Source organism: Caulobacter sp. 05T431 (assembly GCF_056665975.1).
The window spans coordinates 52782-76999 of record NZ_JBFTKU010000006.1; the positions used below are offsets into that span (position 1 = coordinate 52782).

Sequence of the window (24218 nt, forward strand, 5' to 3'; positions counted from 1 at the left end):
CGCCTTTATTGGCCAGGGACATCCCATCTAAGGATTGGCGGCCGTAATCGGGGGCCGAGCGTCGATCCGTTCGTCGGAACGGAGAGCTATCATGACTTCCAAAACCACTGTGTGGCTGATGGCCTCGGCCGTCGCCCTGAGCGCGGCCGCGCCTGTACTGGCCCAGTCGGCCGACGCGGCCTACCGCCAGCGCCTGGAGACCTACGGCGACCAGCGCGCCGTCTACGACGCCCAGAGCGCCGACTATCAGCAGCAGCAGCGCGATTACGACCGCGACCGCTCCAAGTACCTGAGCGACAAGTCCGACTACGACCGCCGCTACGGCGCCGGCGCCTACGACCGTCGCTATCCGCAGTACGCCACGCGTTTCGACAGCCCCAGCTACAACAGCAGCTCGGACTATTACCGCGAGCAGACGGCGTTCGAGCACGACCGCCAGGTCTATGAGGACACCCGCCGCGACTACGACCGTCGCAACGGCTACGGCGCCTATGATCGCCGCTATCCCGACCAGGCTCGGCGCTTCAGCGTCAGCGGCCAGGCCTACACCACCAGCAGCAGCGACTATCTGAGCCAGCGCGCCCAGTACGACCGCGACCGCGCCGACTACGAGCGGGCCCGCGCCGACTACGACCGCCGCTACGGTTCGGGCGCCTATGACCGCCGCTATCCCGACTACGCCACGCGCTACGGCGCGCCGTACGCCGGCAGCTATGGCGACGACGTCTCCTACAACGCCCCCTGCCGGAGCGACGCCCGGAAGAACGCCACCGCCGGCGGCGTGATCGGGGCCCTGGTCGGGGCCGTGGCCGGCTCGAACCTGGCCGCCCGCAACGCCAAGCCCGAGGGCACGGTGCTGGGCGCCCTGGTCGGGGCCGGCGTCGGCGCCAGCATCGGCAACGCCTCGGCCAAGGGCCGCTGCGACGCCAATGGCCAGTACTGGACCTATGACGACACCGTCGCCTACCGCGAGAGCAGCCGCTATCGCGCCAGCTCCAGCAGCGTCTACAGCGACTACAGCCGCCGCTGCCGCCTGGCCCCGGCCGACACCGACTACAACGGCCGGGTCGAGACCCGCTATGTCCGCGTCTGCCCCGACAGCGCCGGCCGCTACCGCGTCCAGGGCTAGAGTCTGAACGGGGATGAACGGAGGCGCCAGAGCCGCTTCATCCCCGGTTCAGGTCGGAAAGCCGACACTGATCGAACCCAATACGAGCTTGGGCGTTCATTGCGCTCAAGGACCACAAACCAAGAACGGAGCTCGCCATGCGCGCCCAACTCAAGACCCTCGCCGTCGTCGTCGCCCTGGGCTTCACGGCGTCCACCGTCGCGGTCACCGCGGCCGAAGCCCAGACCCGCCACAAGGTCTGGGTCTGCAAGAGCACCAAGAGCGCCCGTAACAAGGGCACGGTGATCGGCGCCCTGTCGGGCGGCACGCTCGGCGCGGTCGTCGCGGGCCACGGCAACAAGACCGAAGGCGCCCTGCTGGGCGGCGCGGTCGGCGCGGTCGCCGGCAACCAGATCGCCAAGAAGAACTCGAAGAACAAGAACTGCCACTACGAGTACCGCTACTACTAGAGCATGGCAGCCGAAGGTGGATGCCGGTTTCGGCGTCCGCCAGGCTCTAAGCCGTTGAAATGGAGCCTGGCTTTCAGCCAGGCTCCGGGCGGCTCTGCTTGAAGGCAGGTCGGGCGAAGGGGACGGGAAACCGTCCCCTTTTGCGTATGCGGCGCGTCGGTCAGCCCGTCGCGCGCAGCAGGACGGCCTCGTCGAGGGCTTCGCGCAGGGCCTGTAGGCGGGAGCGGCTGACGGGCAACGGCGGCCCCTCGCGCATGTGAAGCCGGCCGCCGCCGTTCTGCCGCTCGAAGCGCTGAACCTGGGCCAGGTTGGCGATCGCCGATCGATGGACGCGCAGGAAGCCCGGCGGCAGTTGGGCCTCAAGCTGGTCGAGACGCGCCGCGTGCAGCAGGCCGCGCCCGCCGATCAGCCGCAGCTCGGCATAGTCGTCGGCCCCCACCACGGCCAGGATCTCCGCCACCGGCACCAGCTCTACGCCGCGCGCGGAGGCCACGGTCAGCCGGTCGGGCCGGCTGGCGGCCCGGGTGAGCGCGGCCTCCCGGCCACGGTCGTCGCGGCCCAGCCGAACGACCTCGGCCATCAGCAACGGCACGACCAGTCCAGCGGCGAGCAGGAAGTAGGACAGGTCCACCAGCCACTCGGGAAACCCGACGGCCAGGACCAGGAACAGCGCCAGATAGGCCAGGGTCGGCCGCGCCCCGGTCAGGCGCTTGCGGACCCCGGCGGCGGCCGCGACGCCGGCCAGGATCACGCCGATCAGCAGGGCCAGCCCGGTCTTGAGGTCGAAGCCGGGCGCGAAGGCGGTGAGGCCGACGGCGACCGCGGCCAGGACCGTCATCCGCCGACGCGCCCCAGGCAGGAAGCGGCCGGCGGCATAGGCCACCAGCATGATCGAGAACGCCCCCGACAGCGCCCAGATCGCGCTCATCCGCCAGGCGTGCAGGGGATAGGCGTAGGAGACCAGCGCCCGGAGATTCTCCACGACGGCCTGCAGGGCCGCGACCCCCGCCATCGCGGCCAGGACCAGGCTCGACCCCGTGCGGCGCAAGGCGTGGATCACCCCGAAACCGAACGCCGCGGCCAACAGCGCGCCGGCCGCGACGAAGGTCACCGCGAGCAGCGGGATGTGACCCGAATAGGGATAGGGCCCGACCGTCGCCGACATGACCGGGCGGTCGAAACGCAGGCCGCCGTGGAACGACGACATGTGCATCACGACCACGTTCGCCCCCGGCCGCCAGGCGGTTTCGGCGATCGGCATGGCGACCTGGTAGCGCCCCGGAACCTCGGCGCGCGCGTCGGCGGCGGGACGACCGTTGGCGCCGAGCCTCCGGCCGTTGAGCCACACCTCGGACGAAGCCACGCCCGCGACATAGAACGCCTGGGGGCGCGCATCCGCCGGCGCGGGCAGGGTCGCCCGCAGCCAGATCTCCCGGCCCTGGGGATCGATCGCGCTCTCCAGGGGCCGGCAGTCGGTCAGGACCGGTCCGTCGGCTCCCAAGGCGCCGCGGCAAGCCTGCCACGGCAGATCGTTGGCCCTGGCCAGGGTCGCGAAGCCGGCCAGGAGACCGGCGAGGAGGAGGGTTCGCCACATGGCGTCAGTCTAGGGCGCCGCTCGCCGAGATGCGTGGCCATTCACCGATCGGGACGCGCCGTTGACCGAACCGCCCCGGACAAACCGGCGTCGGCCCGGCTCAGTCGGCGGCATGAACAGCACATCCCTTCACCGCCGCGCCCTGCTCGCCTCGGGCTTCGCCGCCGGCCTCGCCCTTCCGACGCTCGCCTCGGCCCAGCCCGCTTCCAGCCAGGCCCAGCCGGGACCGTTCCGCTTCAAGAGCCGCGGCGGCCAGGAGGTCGACGCCKAGCGGGGCTTCTTCGAGGTCCCGGAGGACCGTCGCGATCCCCGCTCGCGYCGCATCCGCCTGAGCTATGTCCGCTTCCCGTCGACGGCGGCCAGGCCCGGCCCGCCGATCGTCTACCTGGCCGGCGGCCCCGGCGGCACGGCGACCGGCGCGGCGGCCGGTCCGCGCTTCCCGATCTTCATGGCCCTGCGCGAGGTGGCCGACGTGATCGCCTTCGACCAGCGAGGCACGGGGCTTTCGAACGCCATCCCGGCGCGCCCCACCTCGACGCGGCCGCCGCCGGTGTTCACGGAAGCCGGGCTGACCGCCTGGTTCCGCGCCGAGTTCCAGGAGGCCTGGCTCGATTGGACCAAGGCCGGCGTGGCCATGACCGGCTACAACACCGCCCAGAACGCCGACGACATCGACGACCTGCGCCGCCACCTGGGCGCGGAGAAGATCGACCTCTGGGGCATCAGCTACGGCTCGCACCTGGCCCTCAGCGCGCTCAAGCGGCATGGCGACAGGATCAACCGCGTGGCCCTGGCCAGCCTGGAGGGCCAGGACCAGACGGTGAAGCGCCCGGCGGCGATCGACGGTCTCCTGCGCCAGGTGGACGCCCTGCTGGACGCCGACCCAGCCGCCCGCGCCGCGGTCCCCGACCTGCCCGCCCTGATGCGCCGCGTGCACGCCAGGCTCGAGGCGCAACCGGCCGTGACGAAGATCACCCTGAAGGGTGCGCCGGGCGAGATCGCGATGGGCGGCTTCGGCGTCCAGATGCTGGCGGGCGGGCTGATCGCCAATCCCAGTAGCCTGGCCCTGCTGCCGAGCCTGTACCTGGCCCTCGACGCCGGGCGGACCGACGTGCTGGCGCCGTTCCTGGGCGACGTGTCCGACCTGCTGAGCGTGACCGGCATGCCCGAGGCCACGGACCTGGCGTCGGGGATTTCGCCCCAGCGGCTGGCCCTGATCCGGCGCGAGGCGAAGGCCGCCGTGCTGGGCCAGGCGCTGAACTTCCCGATGCCGCAACTGCTGGGCGCGGTCCCGGGGGCCGACCTGGGCGAAGGCTTCCGAGCGTCGTTCCACATCGACAACCCCGCCCTGCTGGTCGCCGGCTCGCTGGACGGCCGCACGCCGTTGGCCGAGCAGGACGTGGTCGCGGCCCAGTTCACGCACAAATCGCGGGTGATCGTCGAGAACGCCGGCCACAACGTCTTCGAGGCCCATCCCGACGTGCAGGGCCTGCTGGTGCGGTTCTTCCGCGGCGAGGCCGTGGCCGACACCCGGCTGAGCCTGCCGCCGCCCAAGTTCAAACTGGCGTAGCGGCGCCCCTAGTTGACCTCGGTCTTCTTCGGCGGGGGCGGCGGCAGGGGCGCGATCTTGACGCCGTCCTCGACCAGGGCCTTGACCTCCTTGGGCGAGGCCTCGCCGTAGATGCCGCGCTCCTCGGACTTGCCCTCGTGGATCTCGCGGGCCTCCTTGGCGAAGCGGTCGCCGACATAGTCGAAGTTCTCCTCGACCTGGCGGCGGACCTCGCCCATGGCGGTCATCATCATCTCGCGCATCTTCGGATCGACGGCGGGCGCGGACTTCTGGGCCTTCGTCCCGGCCACGGCGGGGGCCATGATCTGCTTGCGCACGCCCTTGGACCCGCACAGCGGGCATTCCAGCAACCCGCGCGCGGCCTGGTCGTCATAGTCGGACGACGAGCCGAACCAGCCTTCGAAGGCGTGGTCGTGATCGCAGCTGAGCGCGTACTTGATCATGGGGGAAATATAGGGACTACGGGCCCGTGAAGGTACGGGCGTTCTTGAGGGCCGGGATCGCCGCGCGGGCCTTGTCGACGGCCGCAAGGTCGAGGTCGGCGATCAACACGCCCGGCTCGTCGTGGTCAAGTTTCCCGATCACCTCGCCCCAGGGGCCGACGGCGATCGAGCGTCCCCATGTGCCGCGGCCGTCCTCGTGGAAGCCGCCCTGGGCCGCCGCGATCACGAACGAGCCGGTCTCGATGGCCCGGGCGCGCAGCAGGATGTCCCAGTGGGCCTCGCCTGTGGGTCGGGTGAAGGCGGCGGGCGCGGTCAGGACCTGGGCGCCGCCCAGGGCCAGGGCCCGGTGCAGGGCCGGGAAGCGCATGTCGTAGCAGATGGTCAGGCCGAAATTCGCCAGCGGCGTCTCGACCACCGCGGCCCGGTCGCCCGGCGTGTAGGTCGCCGACTCCCGAGCCGTCTCACCGGTGGGCAGGTCGACGTCGAACATGTGCAGCTTATCGTAGGTGGCCACGATCGCGCCGGAGGGGTCGATCACCGCCTGGCGGTTCGCCGCCTTGCCGTCCTCGCGCAGCACCAGGGCCGAGCCGACGTCGACCCAGACACCCAGCTCCTTGGCGAGGTCACGCAGGCCGCGCACCACGATGTCGTCGTCCAGCGAGACCAGGGTCGGCAGCAGTTTGGCCCGGTCCTTCTGCAGGACGTTGGTGCATTCCGGCGTCAGGATGAACCGGGCGCCCTGCGCCGCCGCCTCGCGCACCAGGGGCGCGACATGCTCGAGCGCCGCCCCGTGGGTGGCGGGCGTGCGGGTCTGGATCAGGCCGACTCGAAGCTGGGTCATGCGGCCAGAAGCGGGTCCAGCTTGCCTTCGCGCTCGAGGGCGAACATGTCGTCGCAGCCGCCGATGTGCTGCTCGCCGACGAAGATCTGCGGGAAGGTGGTGCGGCCCGAGCGGTCCATCATCTCCTTGCGCAGCGCCGGATCCATGCCCGCTTCGATCTCGGTGAAGTCGGCGCCCTTGTCGTTGAGCAGCTTCACGGCCCGCGAGCAGTAGCCGCAGAACGGACGGGTGTAGATGGTGACCTTGGCCATGGGGAATCCGTAACAGAAGTCGTTTCGCATCCTCATATAGGACGCGCTTGCATTTCTGTAACGCGCGCGACGACGGCGAGTGACACTTGTGTGGCGCCGGCCGCCAGCAGGGCCCGGGCGCAGCCTTCGGCGGTGGCCCCCGTGGTCAGGACGTCGTCGACCAGCAGCACCCTGCGGCCGATCACCCGGTGGCGGCGCCGTTCAGGCACGGCGAAGGCGGCGGCGACGTTGCGGCGGCGGCCGTCGGCCGACTTGCCGCCCTGGCTGTCGGTGTCGCGCCGACGCACAAGGGCGTCGGCGAGATAGGCCCGGCCGGCCATGGCGCACAGCGGCCGGGCGATCTCGGCGGCCTGGTTGTAGCGGCGTTTCAGCAGGCGCGAAGGGTGCATCGGCACGGGAACCACGGCCTCGGCCTCCTCCAGCAGGTCGGCGGCGCTGCGCGACAGCCAGCGGGCGAACAGGCCCGACAGGTCGGTGCGGTCGGCGTGCTTGAGCTTGAGGATCAGGTCGCGCGAGTGCTCGTCATAGAGGCAGGCGGCCCGCGCCCGGGCGAAGGCGCGGGGCCGGGCCTGGCACAGGGCGCAGCGGACCTCGCCGGCGTCGAAGGCGAACGGCGCGCCGCAGCCGTCGCAGACCGGACCGTCCAGGAAGGTGATGCGGCTCCACGCCTCCGCCGACAGTCCCGAGGTCAAGGCCGCCCCGCCGTCGAAGGCACGTGGCGGCAGGATCAGGTCCAGCATCCCGCGAGCGAACGCCGTCACGCGAGCCGGCGGTTTCCAAGAGGCGCGAGAAGCCCCATCTTGCGCCGACATGACCACCGCCCCCCTGCTCTTCGACCGCGCCCTGCTGCGCGCCCGTCTCGACCGCGCCGCCCCCGGCTTCCAGGCCGCCGAGTTCCTGAAGGCCCGCGCCGCCGAGGACGCCGTCCTGCGCCTGGAGGCGATCCTGCGGGAGTTTCCCGTGGCGGTCGACCTGGGAAGCCGAAACGGCGCTTTCTCCCGCGCCCTTGCCGACAGCGACGCCCGCGCCAAGATCGGCCTGCTGATCGAGACCGACCTGTCGGAGCGCATGCTGGGGAACCGGACGGGCGCGCGGGTCGTCGCCGACGAGGAGCGCCTGCCGTTCGGCGACGAGACCCTGGACCTGGCGGTCTCAACCCTGGCCCTGCACTGGACCAACGACCTGGTCGGGGCCCTGATCCAGATCCGCCGCGCGCTCAAGCCCGACGGCCTGTTCGTCGGCGCCCTGTTCGGCGGGGCCACCCTGACCGAACTGCGCCAGGCCCTGCTGGCCGCCGAGGACGAGATCACCGGCGGGGCCTTCCCCCGCGTCTCGCCGTTCGCCGACACGGTGGACGCCGCGGGCCTGCTGCAGCGCGCCGGCTTCGCCCTGCCCGTGGCCGACAAGGACCGGGTCAAGGTGCGCTACGCCCACCCGATCGCCCTGCTCAAGKACCTGCGGGCCATGGGCGAGACCAGCGTGCTGATCGACCGCTCGCGCAAGCCGCTGAGCCGCAAGGTGCTGTTCCGGGCGCTCGAGATCTATCAGGAGCGCTTCGCCGAGCCCGACGGCCGGGTGCCGGCCACCTTCGAGATCATCACCGTCACCGGCTGGGCCCCGCACGAGCGCCAGCAGAAGCCCCTGCGCCCCGGCTCGGCCAAGATGCGCCTGGCCGACGCCCTGGGCACGGTGGAGCAGCCGGCGGGCGACAAGGCCGGGAGCTAGGGCCTAAGGTTCGCCGTGGACGGCGATGTCGGGGAACCGTCCCAGGCTGATGGCCTCGGGCGCGGCCTTCGGGCATCGCGCGCTGAGCGCCGCGTCCATCCGCTTCAGGCTCCGCTCGAGCAACGCCGCGCGCTTCTTCGCCGACAGGCCGATCAGTTCGTCACGCCACCAGTTCTCCTGTTCATCGCGGGCCTCGGACCGACAGTCCGGCGCCGAAAGGCTGAGGAAGACCTGACTGTCGCCGGTCACCAGGTCCAGCGTGCGGGTCAGCAGGCGACGCGTGGCCTGGCAATTGGAGGCGAACTCGTCGCGTCCGGCCTGGCAGGACAGGGTCCAGCCGTCATGAGTCTCGGGCGCGGACGCGGCCGTAGCGGAGCCCGCCGTCAGAACCAGCACCAGCGACAGCGTGACCGCCCTCACAGCAGGTCGCGCAGCCAGGCGATCAGCGGCAGGTCGGCCGGCGGCATCGGATAGTCGGCCAGCTGGTCGGGCTTCACCCACTTCAGCGCCTCGTGCTCCTTGGCCATCACCACGCCGTCCCAGCGCCGCAGCAGGTACAGCGGCATCAGCAGGTGGAAGGTCTCGTAAGTGTGCGAGGCGAAGACGAACGGCGCCAGGCAGGCCTGGGCGACCCTGATGTCCAGCTCCTCGTGCAGCTCGCGGATCAGGCACTGCTCGGGCGTCTCGCCGGGCTCGACCTTGCCGCCGGGAAACTCCCACAGGCCGGCCAGCGACTTGCCCTGGGGGCGCTGGCAGATCAGCACGCGGCCGTCGACATCGATCAGGGCGGCGGCGGCGACAAGGACGGTGGGCTTGGGCGTAGGCTCGGTCATGGGGCGTTAGTTGAACGTCCAGAGAGGATTGGCAACCTTGAATCCCTCTCTCTWWGAGAGAGGGAGGGGCCCGCCGCGAAGTGGTGGGAGGGTGAGTGGTTACAATCTCTCAGGATAAAGCTCGGGCGAGACGGGCATGCGTCGGCGGTCGCGCCGATATTGGAGGTTTGCTCTCCGTTTTGAGGCGGTCGAACGGCCCTAGGCTTACCGGCAAGCGGTGAAACCTCTCACCCTCCCACCGCCTGCGGCGGCGGGCCCCTCCCTCTCTCTATGAGAGAGGGATTTTCGCCACGTATTCCCGCTCCACATACCCGAACCCGTCGAAGTCCGCCGGCAGCGCCGTCCCCGAGGTGTCCTGGCACGCCACGCCCACGAACGCCCCGGTGAAGTTGGGCGCGCCGGGGGCCGTGGCCTCGTCCGACAGGATCGAGGCGTCGAACACCTCCGGCAGCCAGGTCCAGGCCTCGCCGTCCAGGCTCCAGGCGAAGCGCAGGCGCTCGAAATCGACCTCGACCCGCAGGTGGACCAGCCCCTCGTCGGGCAGCGGGATCGAGGTGGTGAAGGCGTCGGCCTGGGGGCTGTCGGGCAGGGCCGACATCACCTGCAGATGCCGGCCGCGCGCCTCGTCGCGCGACACGAACAGGTAGTGGAACTTGTTGGCCCCGTAGTAGCAGACCAGCCCGGCGGCCTGCTGATAGTGCGCGGGCGTGAAGTCCATGACCGTGCGGGCGCTGTAGCAGAACGCCTGCTGTCGGCGGGCGACCAGGGCCTGGCGGAAGCTGCTGCCGATGCTCTCGCGGCCGAACAGGCGCAGCCAGCCGGGGCGGGCCGCCAGGCTGAACAGCTGGTCGGGATAGGGCGAACGCAGCCACTGGAAGTCAAGCKGCAGGTCTGGACCGTCGAAGTCCTCCCAGGCCGGGGCGGCGGGCCAGGGCGCGGGCGGCAGGCCGGGCGACGGCGGGTTCAGCTCGGGATCGCCCGAACCGTCGCGGGTGCGCAGCCAGCCGTCGTCGCCCCAGGTCATCGGCTGGATCGCCGTCTCGCGGCCCAGCACGCAGCGCCCGCGATTGGGCAGGGGCCGGCCGCACAGATAGGCCATCCAGGTCGTCCCGTCGGGCGTCTCGACCAGGTCGGCGTGGCCGGCCCGCTGCAGGGCCGCATGCGGCCGGTCGCGGGCCGTCAGCACCGGGCCGTCGGGATGGAGTTCGTACGGCCCCTCCAGCGTCCGCGACCGAGCCATGGTCATCGCGTGGCCGAAGCCCGTGCCGCCCTCGGCGGTTATCAGGTGGTACCAGCCGTCGCGCTTGTAGAGGTGCGGCGCCTCGGTCAGGCCCAGCGGGGTGCCGGGGAAGATGTTGATGCGCTCGCCCACTAGTCGCGCGGCGAAGGCGTCGTACTCCTGGGCGACGATGCCGGCGAAGCGGTTGCGGCCCGGCCGGTGGTCCCACAGCATGTTCAGCAGCCACTTCCTGCCGTCGTCGTCGTGGAACAGCGAGGGATCGAAGCCGCTGCTGTTGAGGAACACCGGGTCGGACCACGGCCCCTCGATGTCGTCGGCCGTGACCAGGTAGTTGTGGAAGTCGCGCAAGCTGGCGCCCGAGGCCCCGCCCGTCGTGGTGCGGCCGTAGCGCTTCACGTCGGTGTAGATCAGCCAGAACTTGCCGTCGGCGTGGGTCAGGCACGGGGCCCAGACGCCGCAGCCGTCGGGCGCGCCCAGCATGTTCAGCTGGCTGGGCCGGGTCAGGGGCCGGCTCAGCAGCCGCCAGGTCACCAGGTCGCGCGAATGGTGGATCTGGACGCCCGGGAACCATTCGAAGGTCGAGGTGGCGCAGTAGTAGTCCTCGCCGACACGGATGATCGACGGGTCGGGATTGAAGCCCCTCAGGATCGGGTTGGAGATCACGGCTTGCGACATCAATAGGCTCTAGACGGCGGGAACGGCGACGGGCCTGGCGGCCGGCGGGATGGAAGGCTGGCGGACCAGGGCCCACAGCAGGGCGGCGCCGGCCAGGTCCAGCACCCCCAGGGCGACGAAGAACGGATCGTAGCCGATCCGGGCCACCAGGCCGCCGATCAGCAGCGAGAAGATCAGCAGGCCGAAATTGCCGCAGAACCCGGCCATGCCGGCCACGGTGGCCACCTCGCTCTTGCGGAACAGGTCGGACGACATGGTGATCACCGTCACCGACAGGGTCTGGTGGGCGAAGCCGCCGACGCAGAGCAGGGCGATGGCGACATAGGGGCTCTCGACCCGGCCGACGAACATCATGCCGGTCATCAGGGCCGCGCCCAGGGTGAAGGCCCAGCGGCGGGCGTTGATCAGGCTCACCCCGCGCTTCTGCAGGAACAGCACCACCGCCGGGCCGAACAGGCAGCCCAGGTCGGCCGCCACGAACGGCAGCCAGGCGAACAGGGCGATCTGCTTGAGGTCGAAATGGCGGACCGTGGTCAGGTACAGCGGGATCCAGAACGACAGCGTGCCCCAGGTGGGGTCGGCCAGGAACCTGGGCAGGGCGATGCCCCAGAAGTTGCGGCGGGTCATCAGGGCCAGGATCGACGGCTTGGCGCCGGCGTCGTCCAGGTGCGTCTCCTGGCCCGAGGCGATCAGGTCGCGCTCGGCGTCGGACAGGGCCTTGTGCTTGTCGGGCGACTGGTAGGCCAGCAGCCACAGCGCCACCCAGACCAGGCCCAGGGCGCCGGCCACGAAGAAGGCCGCCCGCCAGTTCCAGACCAGGATCGACCAGGCCACGAGCGGCGGGGCCAGCACCGCGCCCATCGAAGCGCCGATGTTGAACATCCCGCCGGCGAAGCCGCGCTCCTTGGCCGGGAACCAGATCGACACCGCCTTCATCCCGGCCGGCTGGGCGCAGCCCTCGGCCACGCCCAGCGCGCCGCGCAGGCCCAGCAGGGCCTGCCAGCTTCCGGCCAGGCCATGAGCCATGGTGATCAGCGACCAGGCGGTGGCGAACAGGGCGAAGCCCAGCTTCAGCCCGATCGAATCCAGCACGTAGCCGCACAGGGGCTGCAGCATGACCCCCAGCTGGAAGGCGCCGGTGATCCAGGAATACTCCTTGGGGCCGATATGCAGGTCGGCCAGCACGGTCGGGGCCGCGACGCCCAGGGTGCTGCGGGTCAGGTAGTTGAGCACCGCGCCCAGCATCACCAGGCCGATCATCCACCAACGCAGGGCCCGGATCTTGCCGCTCATGCCTCTCTCCCCGACCCCGCCAGCCTTGGCGATGTCGCCGCGACGGTAGCGGTAACAGCCATAGACCGCCCCACCATCATCCGCAACGCCGGCTGGCCTGACCATACCGACCAAGGTCTGACCAATGGATCGATCTTGGCCGTGGCGGCGTTTGTTCGCGGAACAAACCCTCTTCCAACGACCCTGCCAAGGAGCCCCTCGATGAGCCTCGACGATCGCCTGGTGAAGAGCGCCGCCCTGATCGGCGTCAAGATCAACGACGCCGGCGGGCACAAGCTGGGCGCGATCCGCGAGGTGTTCATCGACCGCGACGCCGGCATCGCCCGCTACGTGGCCATCGAGCCGGCGGGCCTGTTCGCGGCCGGCGGCAAGTACCGCCCCCTGCCCTGGCGCCTGCTGACCTGGGACGACAAGGACGAGGCCTATGTCGCCGACGTCACCAAGGACCGCTTCAAGGAAATCCCCGCCTACGATCGCGACCAGCTCAACAGCGCGACCTACGGCTGGGCCGAGCAGGTGGAGCGGTTCTTCCAGGACGTGGTCGAATAGGGCTCAGCGGTAGCGGTTGAACGAGTAACGCCGGACCAGGCGGGCGGCGGCGAGGAGCTCGACGGCCTGGAACCCGACCTTGCGCTGCCGGGTCGCCGCCGCGCAGGCCGCGTACAGGGCGTCGACCTCGGCGGTTTCCGGCTGTTCGGGCGATCGCTTCGCATAGGGCGAGATCAGGCTCTCGACGCTTCCGGGCTGGCCGCTACGCAGCCGATCCAGGAACCAGTCGGCGACCAGGGGACGCTGGCCAGTCTCGACCGCCGCCATCAGGGCGATCAGCGGATATTCCGGCGGCCTGCCCGACCCGCCCAGCACAGCCTCGCCGTCCTCCTGGCCGCGACGGGCCCGGGCGATGCGATAGACGTTGACCAGCCGCTTGACCCCGCGCGGCGCGGTGGCGGCCAGGGCGGCGATCTCCGGCGATCCCAGGAAGGCGATCTCGGCCTCGGTCAGTTGCAGCTTGCGGCGCGACTTGGCGCGTTCGGCTTCCTTGGCCTTCGTCGTCTCGGCGGCGGGCGAAGCCGATGTGTCCTCCGTCTTGCCCCGACGCTTCGCGTTGAGCCGAAGACGCGCCGCGACCTCGCCGACATCGGGATACTCGTCGTGGGGACGTCGGGCCGTGGTCGTCTGGACGCGTCGCGCGGCCGAGGACTCGACCGACTCGCCGGCCAGCATCCGGACGTAGGGCTGGAATGTGCCGCCTTCTCCGCCGGCCAGCGGCCGCAGCCAGAACGGGATCTGGAAGATCTTTTCCAGGTAGTGCATGGCGCGCTCGTTGCGCTGCTGTTCGCCCAGCTTGTCGGTCTCGGCGTCGCCCGTCTCGAACTGCTTGGCCAGCGCGGCCTGGACCCAGTTCACGTCCACGCCCACTACCACCACGAACAGGTCGAAGGCCAGCAGCAGGTGGATGGCCTGCAGCACCTCGTAGACCTTGTCCTCGTGGCAGCGGTCCAGGTCGTCGATATAGATGATGATCCGCTCGGGGGTCTCCCAGTCGGCGTCGGGCCTTTCGGCGTAGCCCGGCTCCCGGCGGGCGTCCCGGACCTCCCTGGCGATGGTGTCCACCGCCTGGAACAGCCGCCGGGTGCGCCCGATCAGGCCGATGTCCTTCTCCAGCGCCTTGGTGTCGGGATCGTCCTCCAACACGTAGCGCAGGAGGCGGGGCGGGTTGGCCTTGCCGGTCGGGTCGACGTAGCGGGCCAGGGCTTTGGCCGAGGCGGTCTCCGCATCCTCCAGGGCCTGGGCCTCGGCCAAGGCCTTCTTCAGCTCGACCTCCTTGACCAGGAGCGCGGCGACCGTGGCCTTGTTCTTTGCGTCGATCTCGCCGGCCAGGGTCGCGCCACGCTTGGCGACGTCACGCGCGATGGCCAGGGCCGGGCCCAGCACCTTGCCCAAGCTCGCCGCCAGCGCCACCCCGCCGGCCACCAGCGGCGCGACGACATCCAACCAGGCCGCGCCGGGCTTCCAGAAGGCCACGGCCAACCACGCCGCCATGCCGAATACGACCGCGAGGACCAGCGGAATCGTCAGCCACCACCGCTTGCCCGCGCCCTTGAGCACGCCCCAGACAGCGCCCAGCGAACCGAAGGCGCTCGAGGCGTCCTTCGCCGCCCCGACGATCACATCGGCCGCCTTGTCCTTGTTGTCAGCACCGCCCAGGCCCAGGGCGGCCAGATGCCCCTTCTGCGCGGCGTAGCTCTCGCTGAGCAGGTTCATCGCCGTCCGGGCGAAGACCTTGCCCGACGCCTCGCGCGCATCCTTCGCCGCCTGGTCCCGCGCCTTCTGGGCCTGGAGGACCACCTCGCCGTTCCTGACCATCGCCTCGCGATTGGCCGACAGGCTGTCGGACAGGGCGTGGACGTGCTGGTTGACCCGCTGGACCAGCTGAGCGTGCCGAGCCTGACCCGAGCGGTCATAGCCGCCGGCCCGCAGTTGATCGAAGAATTCGGCGGTCAGGCTGGCCCACAGGTTGGCGTCGGCGAAGTGCCAGGCGTTGAAGCGGATCTGCACGATCGGATGGACGAAGCGCGCGGCGCTGGCCTCGTTGGCCGCTGGCGCGGTCCTGCCGTCCTCGGGCCGGGACATGGCGCGCACCGCCTGCTCCAGCTTGGCCATGAAGGTCGACTTGCCAGAACCCCAGTCGCCGAAGATCGCGACGGCCAGCGGCGCGACGCGGTCCAGGCAGACCAGCTGCATCAGGGCCTCGACGTCGCGCTCGGTCCCGAGCACATCAGTGTCGTCGGCGACGGGGGTGTCGCCGTCGAAGGGCGAGATGGCGTCGTCGGCGGCCCGACGCGGCGGCGCGGCCGCCCTCCTTCTCGACGGCGGTTGCTGGGACAGACCGAACGCCTTGAGCCAGGCGGCCTCGGTCTCGCCGGGTTCGGGCGAGATCAGGGTGCGCGCGATCAGATCGCGCTTGAGCGCCTCGATGTCCTGGCTCCCGAGGGACAGGCCGAACAGCCCGCCGATCAGGTCGTGGAATTCCTTATTGTCCAGCGCGGCCGCGAACAGGTGCCGGGCGTCGAAGGCCTCGCGCCGGACGGTGGCCTGGGCGAAACGCACGGCGTCGGCCTCGAGCCCCCTGACGGAATACGAGAGCACCACCTTGTAGCCCTTGCTCAAGGCGCCCAGGGCGTCGTCGGGCGAGGTGCGCTGGGCCAGCGTCGCGGTCATGCGCTCCTTGGAGACGCGCTCCCCCAGCTTGGCCGCCAGCCAGGCCGCCGTGTTGCCGAAAGGCAGGGAGTCGCCGTCCTCGATCCCGGCGGCGATCATGCCCAGGATCAGGGCCCGGAAATCGAAGACGATCTCGCTGGCCTTGTGGTCGACCACCACATAGCGGGCGCCGCGCTGCATCGCGCCGACGATGGTGGGCGAAGCGTTGGCCGACTTGAACCCGGTGAAAGCCTGTTCGGCGATCAACGACCAGCTGATCGTCGGCGTCGGCCCGTCGATGTCTTCGCCCTCGGCCAATATGCCCCGTCCCACCGGCATTGCGTCACCCCCGTCCGGACAATCATCGGGTGCGACGCGGCCGCTCGCAACCCCCGTTTCACCGCCAAACCCTTGCCGCCCTTGACTTCGCACCTGCAATAAACGACATAGGCCCTACGCCATCTGGCGTTATCGGCCGCTCCAGCCGCGTGAGGGACCTTTCTGGTCCAGCCTGTCGAGCGCCCTGAAAGCTTCTCATCAGACCGCCCGTGTCACGCGGGGCGCTCCCCACCGACCCGCCGCCAGGCGAGCCGTGCGAGGATCGCATGCGCCGCCTCGTCCCTAAAAAGGATTGGCGGCTGCACGAAAGACACTGAGTGACTCAATTCTCCGATCTCGGCCTCGCCAAGCCCCTGCTGAAAGCGCTGGCCGACAAGGGCTACACCCAGCCCACCCCGATCCAGGAACAGGCCATCCCGACCGTGATGTCGGGCCGCGACCTGCTGGGCATCGCCCAGACCGGCACCGGCAAGACCGCCGCCTTCGCCCTGCCGATCCTGCACCGCCTGGCCGAGGACCGTAAGCCGGCCCCGCGCCGCGGCTTCCGCTGCCTGGTGCTGTCGCCAACCCGCGAGCTGGCCACCCAGATCGCCGACAACTTCAAGGCCTACGGCGCCCATCTGGGCCTGACCGTCGCCACCATCTTCGGCGGCGTGAAGTATGGCCCGCAGATGAAGGCCCTGGCTGCCGGCGTCGACGTGGTCGTGGCCACCCCGGGCCGCCTGATGGACCACCTGGGCGAAAAGTCCGCCCACCTGAACGGCGTCGAGATCTTCGTCCTCGACGAAGCCGACCAGATGCTGGACCTGGGCTTCGTGGTGCCGATCCGCAAGATCGCCAGCCAGCTGCCCAAGGACCGCCAGAACCTGTTCTTCTCGGCCACCATGCCGGGCGAGATCGGCAAGCTGGCCGGCGAGCTGCTGAAGAACCCGGCCCAGGTCTCGATCACCCCGCAGGCCACCACGGTCGAGCGCATCGAGCAGTCGCTGATCTTCATCGAGGCCCAGCGCAAGCGTCCGCTGCTGGCCGAACTGCTGGCCGACCGCAGCGTCGAGCGCGCCATCGTCTTCACCCGCACCAAGCGCGGCGCCGACCGCGTGGCCAAGTACCTGACCGCCAGCGGCATCGAGAGCGCCTCGATCCACGGCGACAAGACCCAGGGCCAGCGCGAGCGCGCCCTGGCGGCCTTCAAGGCCGGCGAGACCAAGGCCCTGGTGGCGACCGACATCGCCGCGCGCGGCATCGACGTCAACGACGTCAGCCACGTGTTCAACTACGAGCTGCCCAACGTGCCGGAGGCCTATGTCCACCGGATCGGCCGTACGGCCCGCAAGGGCAAGGACGGCGTGGCCATCAGCTTCTGCGCCGATGACGAGCGTCCGCTGCTGAAGGACATCCAGAAGGCCACCCGCCAGACGATCCCGTCCTTCGACCGCCGCAACGACAAGGGCCTGGCGGCCGCCGCGGCCGTGGCCGACAAGCTGGCTCCGCCGGAGAAGTACGTCGATCCGCGCCGCGCCGACCCGCGCAACAACGTGCCGTCGGAACTGCGCCGCCAGCGCAACCGTCCGAACAAGAACGGCGGCCAGAAGGCTCAGGGTCACGGCCAAGGCCAGGGCCACGGCAAGCCCGGCGGCCAGCAGAACCGCGGCCGCAACGGCGGCGGTAACGGCCAGGGCCAGCAGGCCCAAGGCCAGGCCCGCTCGGGCGGCGACTTCCGCGGTCCCAAGCGCGCGGCGGCCCCGTCGGAGCGCTGGAACCCGATCGACTAGTCCGATCCAGGATCGATGAAGCGAAACGCCCGTCCCGGCTTGCCCGGGGCGGGCGTTTCCGTGTGACCCCAAGCCCGCTTGACCGGGCGACGCCGTGACGGCCTGCTGAACGCGCAGATTCGTCGAGGCTCCCATGCGCAAGTTCAATCCCCGCCCCACGGCCTTCGTGCTGACCTCGACGCTCCACGGCGCGATGCTGGTCAACCGGCACGACTACCATCGCCTGGAGGGCGGCGGCGCGATCGGCGTCGGTTGCCAGCTGCTGGAGACCCAGGCCTTCGATCCCGGCGAGGTCGACGTCGTGCTGCAGCTGCTGGAGATGCGGCGGGCTCACTTCGGCGACGGGGTGATCGCCCTGGACTGCGGCGCCAATATCGGCGTCCACACCATCGAATGGGCCCACCTGATGCACGGCTGGGGCGAGGTCGCGGCCTTCGAGGCCCAGGAGCGGGTGTTCTACGCCCTGGCCGGCAACATCACGCTGAACAACTGCTTCAACGCCCGGGCGATCTGGGCGGCGGTGGGCCAGGAGAGCGGGATGATCGCCGTGCCCGCCCCCGACTATTTCACGCCCTCCAGCTTCGGCAGCCTGGAAATCCGCCAGACGGCGACCACCGAGTTCATCGGCCAGGAGATCGACTACGCGCGGGCCCAGCCCACCCGGATGATGGCGATCGACGACATGGGCCTGACGCGCCTGGACTTCATCAAGATCGACATCGAGGGCATGGAGATGGACGCCCTGCGCGGCGCCCAGGCCACKATCGCGGCCTGCAAGCCGCAGATGCTGATCGAGAAGATCAAGACCGACGAAGCCGCCCTGCGCGGCTTCCTGGCCGAACACGGCTACGCGGTGTTCGAGATGGGCGGCAACGTGCTGGCCATCCATGAGACGGACCCGGCCAAGGCGCTGGTCAGCGGGGGGTGAACCACCTTCCTTCTCCCCTTGCGGGAGAAGGTGTCGGCGACGCCGACGGATGAGGGGTCTCTCAAAAACAAAAGCCGCGCCCGGTCGTTCGACGGGGCGCGGCTTTGTCGGTCTTCAACCCCTCACCCGACCGTGCTTCGCAGGGCCGCCCTCTCCCGCAAGGGGAGAGGGAAGAGCGCTTAGACCAGCGCGCCGTGGCAGTGCTTGAACTTCTTGCCCGAGCCGCAAGGGCAAGCGCCGTTGCGGGCGGTGTATTCCCAGCCTTCCGGCAGGACCGAGACCGGCAGGGCCTCGCGCTGCTGCGGCGACAGGCCTTCCGGCAGGGCGCCGGCGGTGGCCGCGTTCTCGCCGGTCAGCGGGTCGAGGTGCACCTGGGTCAGCCCTTCCGGCGTGTGCAGCGGCTCGGGCTCGGCATAGGCGATCTCGACCGTCATCAGCCAGCGGGTGGTGTTGGTGCGCAGGTCGCCCAGCAGCTTCTCGAACAGCGAGAAGGCTTCGGTCTTGTACTCGTTCAGCGGGTCGCGCTGGCCGTAGCCGCGCAGGCCGATGACGTTGCGCAGGTGGTCCAGGTGCATCAGGTGCTCGCGCCACTGCAGATCGATCATCTGCAGCAGGAAGTTCTTCTCCACCGAGCGCATCTGCTCGGGGGTGATGATCACTTCGCGCTCGGCGGCGTAGGCGTCGGCGGCCTGGGTGATGCGTTCGCGGAAGGCCTCGTCGTCGACGCCCTCCTCGGCCGCCCATTCCTCGACCGGTAGGTCCAGGCCCAGGATCGCCTGGCAGCGCTCCTTCAGGCCCTCGATGTCCCATTGCTCGGCATAGGCCTTGGGCGGGATGTGGCGGGCGACGAGGTCGTCGACCACGTCGTGGCGCATCTCGGTGATGATTTCCGAGAGGTCGCTGGCCTCCATGAATTCCTGGCGCTGCTCGAACACGGCCTTGCGCTGGTCGTTGACGACGTCGTCGTACTTCAGGAGGTTCTTGCGGATCTCGTAGTTGCGCTGCTCGACGCGCTTCTGGGCCGTGGCGATGGCGTTGTTCAGCCACTTGTGGGTGATCGCCTCGCCTTCCTGGACGCCGAAGGTGCGCATGATCGCGTCCAGGCGCTCGCCGGCGAAGATGCGCAGCAGGTCGTCCTCGCACGACAGGAAGAACTTCGAGCGGCCCGGGTCGCCCTGACGGCCCGTACGGCCGCGCAGCTGGTTGTCGATGCGGCGGCTTTCGTGGCGCTCGGTGCCCAGCACGAACAGGCCGCCGGCCTCCAGGGCCTTGGCCTTGGCGACCGAGATCTCGGCTTCCAGCTCGGCCTTCTGGGCCAGCTCGTCCTCGTGGGTCGGGGTGATCCCCAGGCCCTTCTGCTGCTGGCGCCAGTTGGCCAAGCGCATGTCGACATTGCCGCCCAGCTGGATGTCGGTGCCGCGGCCGGCCATGTTGGTGGCGATGGTCACCGCGCCGGGCACGCCCGCGTCGGCGACGATGCCGGCTTCCTGCTCGTGGAAGCGGGCGTTCAGCACCTGGTGCGGGATGCCCTTGTGCTTCTTGCCTTCATATTCCCAGGCGTAGGTCGACAGCAGCTTGGACAGCTCTTCCGACTTCTCGATCGACACGGTGCCGACCAGGATCGGCTGGCCGCGCGCGTGGCAGTCGGCGATCTGCTTGAGGATCGACTCGTTCTTCTCGCGCTCGGTGCGATAGACCTCGTCGTCGTCGTCGATGCGCTGGACCGGACGGTTGGTMGGGATCTCGCTGACGCCCATCTTGTAGATGTCGTCGAATTCCTGGGCCTCGGTCGCGGCCGTGCCGGTCATGCCGGCCAGCTTCTTGTAGAGGCGGAAATAGTTCTGGATGGTCACCGAGGCCAGGGTCTGGTTCTCGGGCTGGATCTGGGCGCCTTCCTTGGCCTCGATGGCCTGGTGCAGGCCTTCCGACAGGCGGCGGCCGGTCATCATGCGGCCGGTGAACTCGTCGATCAGGATCACCTCGCCGTCCTTGACGATGTAGTCCTTGTCGAGGGTGTACAGCACGTTGGCGCGCAGAGCCTGGTTGACGTGGTGCACGACCGAGATGTTGGCGGCGTCGTAGAGGCCGGCGGTGTCCTCGGCCAGGTGGCCGCCCGACATCAGGATCTCTTCGATGCGCTCCTGGCCTTCCTCGGTGAGGATGACCTGCTTCTGCTTCTCGTCGTGGTCGTAGTTGGTCTTGTCCTTGATGAGGTCCTTCACCAGGACGTCGATGGTCTTGTAGAACTCGCTGCGGTCCTCGGTCGGGCCCGAGATGATCAGCGGCGTACGGGCCTCGTCGATCAGGATCGAGTCCACTTCGTCGACGATCACGTAGTGGTGGCCGCGCTGGACCATCTCCTCGACGCTGTAGACGAGGTTGTCGCGCAGGTAGTCGAAGCCGAACTCGTTGTTGGTGCCGTAGGTGATGTCGCTGCGATAGGCGCGCTGGCGCTCGCCCTGCGACAGGCCGTTGACGATCACGCCGTACGACAGGCCCAGGAAGTTGTGGATCTGGCCCATCCATTCGGCGTCGCGCCGGGCCAGGTAGTCGTTGACGGTGATGACGTGGACGCCCTTGCCTTCCAGGGCGTTCAGGTAGGTGGGCAGGGTCGCGACCAGGGTCTTGCCCTCGCCGGTGCGCATTTCCGAGATGCCGCCGCCGTGCAGGACCATGCCGCCGACCATCTGGACGTCGAAGTGGCGCATGCCCAGCACGCGCTTGCTGGCCTCGCGGACCACGGCGAAGGCTTCGACCAGCAGGTCGTCCAGGGTTTCGCCCTTTTCCAGGCGGGCCTTGAATTCGGCGGTCTTGGCCTTGAGGGCCTCGTCCGACAGCGCGGCGTATTCCGGCTCCAGGGCGTTGATCTTCGCCACCTTGGCGGACATCGCCTTGACTTTGCGTTCGTTGGAAGAGCCGAAGAGCTTTTTGGCGAAGCCGAGCATGAAGTGAGGGTTCCGGAGCGGGTGTCTGTGAGGCCGGCGCTAGGGCTTGAAGGCCTTCACTACGGTAAATTCGAGGCGTCGAAGCGAGCGGGATTTCCACTTCTTGTACGCGCGCGGAGACTTAAGCACCGGCCTAGCGGGTGTCAACGCGAGCGCTGATGGTCATGAGCCTTGTGACAGCGGGGATGGAATGGACTCGGCGCTTAAATCGCCGTCACTGAGACCGGTTCCCACGCGCCCCTGGTTATCCACCGCCATTCCGGGCCTTGCGCTCCGGAACCCCTCCATCCGACGCATGCGCGAATGTGCGGCGCGCCTGCGCGCCAAGGCAGGCAAGCGCTCGAAGCTGTTTCCTCTTGGCGATAAACCGCGCTAGAGCGCTTGGGGAAGAGTCAGCCGGAGATCGGCCCCTTATGAATAGAGCCAAGTCCCGTGTTTCAGCCCTGGCGGCCCTGGCCGCCCTGAGCCTGCTGGTCGCCGCCTGCGGTCGCAACAAGGCCGACGAGCGTCCGCCCGAGCCCGGCGACACCGCCGTCGCCCGGGTCGACGGCCACACGGTCTGGGCCAGCGACGTCAAGCGCGAGGCCGTGGCCCAGGGGCTGATCAGCGAAGGCGAGCCGCTGGACATCGGTTCGGACCTGTTCCGCCAGCGCCTGGACGAGGTGATCGACCAGAAGCTGCTGGCCGCCGAGGCCCTGAAGCAGAAGCTGGACAAGGACCCGGTGGCCCAGCGCCGCCTGGCCGCCGCACGCGAGCGCATCCTGGGCGACATGCTGGTCGAGAGCGTCGTCGAGAAGGCGGTCAACGAGAACGCCATCCGCGGCCTCTACGCCGAGCAGCAGAAGCTGTCCAAGCGCAGTGAGGAGATCCGCGCCCGCCAGATCCTGGTCGCCAGCCAGGCCGACGCCGAGGCCGTCAAGAAGCTGCTGACCGCCGGCGCCTCGTTCGACGCCCTGGCCATGGAGCGCTCGACCGACCCGGCCACCCGCTTCAACGGCGGCGACCTGGGCTATTTCACCGTCGACGTCATGCCGCCGGCCTACGCCGCGGCCCTGCAGAACGTCGAGAAGGGCGCGCTGGTCGGCCCGTTCCAGACCGAGGGCGGCTGGGCCGTGCTGCGCGTCGAGGACAAGCGCCTGGAGGAACCGATCACGCTGGAGGCCGCCCGGCCGCAGATCGTGCGCTTCCTGACGTATGACCAGGTCCGCGACCTGCTGGAGAAGCTGCGCGGCGGGGCCAAGGTCGAGATGCTGACCGGCAAGCCCCAGGACGTGCCCGGCGCGCCGCAGGAACCGGCCTCGGCGCCGCCCGGCTCGGCCGACCAGGCCCCCTCCTCCGATCTCGACGACGCCCCGCCGGCGTCCGCCCCCGCTCAAGCTCCGGCCAAGAAATGACCAAGACCCCCTCCAAGGCTTCCAAGCCCGCCGCACCGAAGGCCGCCGAGAAGAAGACGACCAAGGCCGCCCCCAAGGCCGCCAAGCCGGCCGCCGCGCCCTCGCCCACCCCGGCCGAGATCGTCGGCCAGGTCGGCGCCAGCGTCGGCCAGACCCTGGAACGGGCGCTGGACCCGCTGACCGCCGCCCTCAAGCGCGCGGGCTTGCGCCGCGCCCAGAAGGACGCCAGCCAGGGCGCGCCTGAAGCTGCGCAGGCCGTCCAGGCCGCCAAGCCCGCCGGCGCGCCGGGCAAGCCCGGCCTGGCCGTCTCGCCCCTGGCCGTGCCGTTCCCGACCATCCCGCCCATCGCCGGGGTCGAGATCGCCACGGGCCGCGCCGGCTTCTACAAGCACCAGCGCGAGGACATGCTGCTGATGCGCTTCGCCGAGGGCACCAGCTGCGCCGGCGTGTTCACGCGCCACGGCGTCGGCTCGGCCCCGGTCGACTGGTGCAAGCGCCAGCTGGCCGCCAGCAAGGGCGAGGACGTCCGCGCCCTGGTGGTCAACGCCGGCTGCGCCAACAGCTTCACCGGCAAGCCCGGCGCCGACGCCGTGCGTCGCGTGGCCACGGCCGTGGGCAAGCGCTTCGACTGCCGCCAGCGCGACGTGATGATGGCCTCGACGGGCGTGATCGGCGTCATCCTCGACGACAGCAAGATCATCTCGAACCTGCGCGAGGTGGAGACCCGCCTGACCGAGGACGCCTGGGCCGGCGCCGCGGCGGCGATCATGACCACCGACACCTTCCCGAAGGGCGCCTACGCCACGGCCATGATCGACGGCCACGAGGTGCGGATCGCGGGGATCACCAAGGGTTCGGGCATGATCGCGCCCGACATGGCCACCATGCTGGCCTTCGTGGCCACCGACGCGGCCATCGCCCCGGCGGCCCTGCAGACCCTGGTCAGCCTCTACACCCGCACCACCTTCAACTGCGTGACGGTGGACGGCGACCGCTCGACCAACGACACCCTGCTGCTGTTCGCCACCGGCCAGTCGGGCGCGCCCAAGATCCACCGCGCCGGCGACCGCCGCCTGGCCGACTTCCGCGAGAAGCTGGAGGCCGTGCTGCTGGACCTGGCCCTGCAACTGGTCCGCGACGGCGAGGGCGCGACCAAGTTCGTCAAGATCACCGTCAACGGCGCCGAGAGCCCGCTGTCGGCCCGCAAGATCGCCCGCACCATCGCCGAAAGCCCGCTGGTCAAGACCGCCTTCGCCGGCGAGGACGCCAACTGGGGCCGCATCGTCATGGCCGTGGGCCGCGCCGACGAGCCGGTCAACCGCGAGAAGCTCAGCGTCAAGTTCGGCGACCTCTACGCCGCCCGCGACGGCCTGGTGTCGGCCGAGTACGACGAGGCCAAGATGAGCAAGTACGTCAAGCGCCAGGAGTTCGAGGTCAGCGTCGACGTCGGCGTCGGCAAGGGCTCGGCCACGGTTTGGACCTGCGACCTGACCAAGCAGTACGTGGCGATCAACGGGGATTATCGGTCTTAATCCCCCAAGATCGCTCAATATGAACCGCTCATCCCGGCGAATGCCGGGACCCAGCTCCCAAGGC

Annotated in this window: 20 protein-coding genes; 9 read left to right on the forward strand and 11 right to left on the reverse strand. The window is 69.9% G+C overall.

All coding sequences use genetic code 11. The features are described from left to right. Nucleotides 1-91 precede the first annotated feature (91 nt). Both AC1U89_RS07560 and AC1U89_RS07565 read left to right on the forward strand, forming a co-directional pair. On the forward strand, nucleotides 92-1129 hold the full coding sequence (locus AC1U89_RS07560; protein WP_479899107.1) for a glycine zipper 2TM domain-containing protein: 1038 nt from the start codon (nucleotides 92-94) through the stop codon (nucleotides 1127-1129). A 137-nt stretch (nucleotides 1130-1266) separates the two neighbouring features. Then, on the forward strand, nucleotides 1267-1578 hold the full coding sequence (locus tag AC1U89_RS07565) for a glycine zipper 2TM domain-containing protein (protein WP_029914197.1): 312 nt from the start codon (nucleotides 1267-1269) through the stop codon (nucleotides 1576-1578). A gap of 160 nt (nucleotides 1579-1738) precedes the next feature. Here the strand turns inward: AC1U89_RS07565 and AC1U89_RS07570 are convergent, their stop codons facing one another. Beyond that, nucleotides 1739-3172, reverse strand: coding sequence for a LytR/AlgR family response regulator transcription factor (locus AC1U89_RS07570; protein ID WP_479899108.1), 1434 nt, complete (start codon nucleotides 3170-3172; stop codon nucleotides 1739-1741). 112 nt (nucleotides 3173-3284) lie between these two features. On the opposite strand from AC1U89_RS07570, the gene AC1U89_RS07575 reads away from it, so the two are divergent. Continuing rightward, nucleotides 3285-4742, forward strand: coding sequence for an alpha/beta hydrolase (locus AC1U89_RS07575; protein WP_479899109.1), 1458 nt, complete (start codon nucleotides 3285-3287; stop codon nucleotides 4740-4742). 8 nt (nucleotides 4743-4750) lie between these two features. On the opposite strand, the gene AC1U89_RS07580 is transcribed toward AC1U89_RS07575, so the two are convergent. The 4 genes from AC1U89_RS07580 to AC1U89_RS07595 are packed head-to-tail and all read right to left on the reverse strand — an operon-like array spanning nucleotide 4751 to nucleotide 7089. After that, nucleotides 4751-5185, reverse strand: a complete 435-nt coding sequence (locus AC1U89_RS07580) for a DUF1178 family protein (RefSeq protein ID WP_479899110.1) — start codon at nucleotides 5183-5185, stop codon at nucleotides 4751-4753. A gap of 16 nt (nucleotides 5186-5201) precedes the next feature. Then, complete coding sequence (locus tag AC1U89_RS07585; RefSeq protein ID WP_479899111.1) at nucleotides 5202-6026, reverse strand: carbon-nitrogen hydrolase family protein; 825 nt, start codon at nucleotides 6024-6026, stop codon at nucleotides 5202-5204. Next, nucleotides 6023-6277 carry a glutaredoxin 3 gene (gene grxC, locus AC1U89_RS07590; RefSeq protein WP_479899112.1) on the reverse strand — a complete coding sequence of 85 codons (255 nt, stop codon included), beginning with the start codon at nucleotides 6275-6277 and terminating at the stop codon, nucleotides 6023-6025. The genes AC1U89_RS07585 and grxC overlap by 4 nt, the downstream gene beginning before the upstream one ends. A 32-nt stretch (nucleotides 6278-6309) precedes the next feature. After that, a complete protein-coding gene (locus AC1U89_RS07595; RefSeq protein ID WP_479899113.1) occupies nucleotides 6310-7089 on the reverse strand; it encodes a phosphoribosyltransferase family protein in 780 nt (259 codons plus the stop codon). Here AC1U89_RS07595 and AC1U89_RS07600 point away from each other — a divergent pair. Next, nucleotides 7088-8002, forward strand: coding sequence for a methyltransferase domain-containing protein (locus tag AC1U89_RS07600; RefSeq protein ID WP_479899114.1), 915 nt, complete (start codon nucleotides 7088-7090; stop codon nucleotides 8000-8002). The genes AC1U89_RS07595 and AC1U89_RS07600 overlap by 2 nt on opposite strands. A 3-nt stretch (nucleotides 8003-8005) precedes the next feature. Here AC1U89_RS07600 and AC1U89_RS07605 read toward each other — a convergent pair whose 3' ends face one another. From AC1U89_RS07605 to AC1U89_RS07620, 4 genes are all read right to left on the reverse strand, one after another. Next, nucleotides 8006-8422: a hypothetical protein gene (locus tag AC1U89_RS07605; protein WP_479899115.1), complete on the reverse strand. Its 417-nt coding sequence runs from the start codon at nucleotides 8420-8422 to the stop codon at nucleotides 8006-8008. Then, entirely contained in the window at nucleotides 8419-8835 is a 417-nt protein-coding gene (mutT, locus tag AC1U89_RS07610; RefSeq protein WP_479899116.1) for an 8-oxo-dGTP diphosphatase MutT, read from the reverse strand. Before mutT ends, AC1U89_RS07605 begins: the two co-directional genes overlap by 4 nt. 268 nt (nucleotides 8836-9103) lie before the next feature. Then, entirely contained in the window at nucleotides 9104-10750 is a 1647-nt protein-coding gene (locus tag AC1U89_RS07615) for a glycoside hydrolase family 43 protein (RefSeq protein WP_479899117.1), read from the reverse strand. Nucleotides 10751-10759: 9 nt separating this feature from the next. Then, a complete protein-coding gene (locus AC1U89_RS07620; protein WP_479899118.1) occupies nucleotides 10760-12043 on the reverse strand; it encodes an MFS transporter in 1284 nt (427 codons plus the stop codon). 201 nt (nucleotides 12044-12244) lie between these two features. Between AC1U89_RS07620 and AC1U89_RS07625 the strand changes: the two genes are divergently transcribed. Continuing rightward, on the forward strand, nucleotides 12245-12592 hold the full coding sequence (locus tag AC1U89_RS07625) for a PRC-barrel domain-containing protein (RefSeq protein WP_479899119.1): 348 nt from the start codon (nucleotides 12245-12247) through the stop codon (nucleotides 12590-12592). A gap of 3 nt (nucleotides 12593-12595) precedes the next feature. Here the strand turns inward: AC1U89_RS07625 and AC1U89_RS07630 are convergent, their stop codons facing one another. Next, nucleotides 12596-15583, reverse strand: coding sequence for a P-loop NTPase fold protein (locus AC1U89_RS07630; protein WP_479899120.1), 2988 nt, complete (start codon nucleotides 15581-15583; stop codon nucleotides 12596-12598). A 317-nt stretch (nucleotides 15584-15900) separates the two neighbouring features. Between AC1U89_RS07630 and AC1U89_RS07635 the strand changes: the two genes are divergently transcribed. Together AC1U89_RS07635 and AC1U89_RS07640 are read left to right on the forward strand one after the other, a co-directional pair. Beyond that, entirely contained in the window at nucleotides 15901-17355 is a 1455-nt protein-coding gene (locus AC1U89_RS07635) for a DEAD/DEAH box helicase (protein ID WP_479899121.1), read from the forward strand. A gap of 133 nt (nucleotides 17356-17488) precedes the next feature. Further along, complete coding sequence (locus AC1U89_RS07640) at nucleotides 17489-18283, forward strand: FkbM family methyltransferase (protein ID WP_479899122.1); 795 nt, start codon at nucleotides 17489-17491, stop codon at nucleotides 18281-18283. Nucleotides 18284-18462: 179 nt separating this feature from the next. On the opposite strand, the gene secA is transcribed toward AC1U89_RS07640, so the two are convergent. Further along, a complete protein-coding gene (gene secA, locus AC1U89_RS07645) occupies nucleotides 18463-21228 on the reverse strand; it encodes a preprotein translocase subunit SecA (protein WP_479899123.1) in 2766 nt (921 codons plus the stop codon). Nucleotides 21229-21641: 413 nt separating this feature from the next. Between secA and AC1U89_RS07650 the strand changes: the two genes are divergently transcribed. Beyond that, a complete protein-coding gene (locus AC1U89_RS07650) occupies nucleotides 21642-22622 on the forward strand; it encodes a peptidylprolyl isomerase (protein ID WP_479899124.1) in 981 nt (326 codons plus the stop codon). After that, nucleotides 22619-24154 carry a bifunctional glutamate N-acetyltransferase/amino-acid acetyltransferase ArgJ gene (argJ, locus tag AC1U89_RS07655; protein ID WP_479899125.1) on the forward strand — a complete coding sequence of 512 codons (1536 nt, stop codon included), beginning with the start codon at nucleotides 22619-22621 and terminating at the stop codon, nucleotides 24152-24154. Before AC1U89_RS07650 ends, argJ begins: the two co-directional genes overlap by 4 nt. Nucleotides 24155-24218 lie beyond the last annotated feature (64 nt).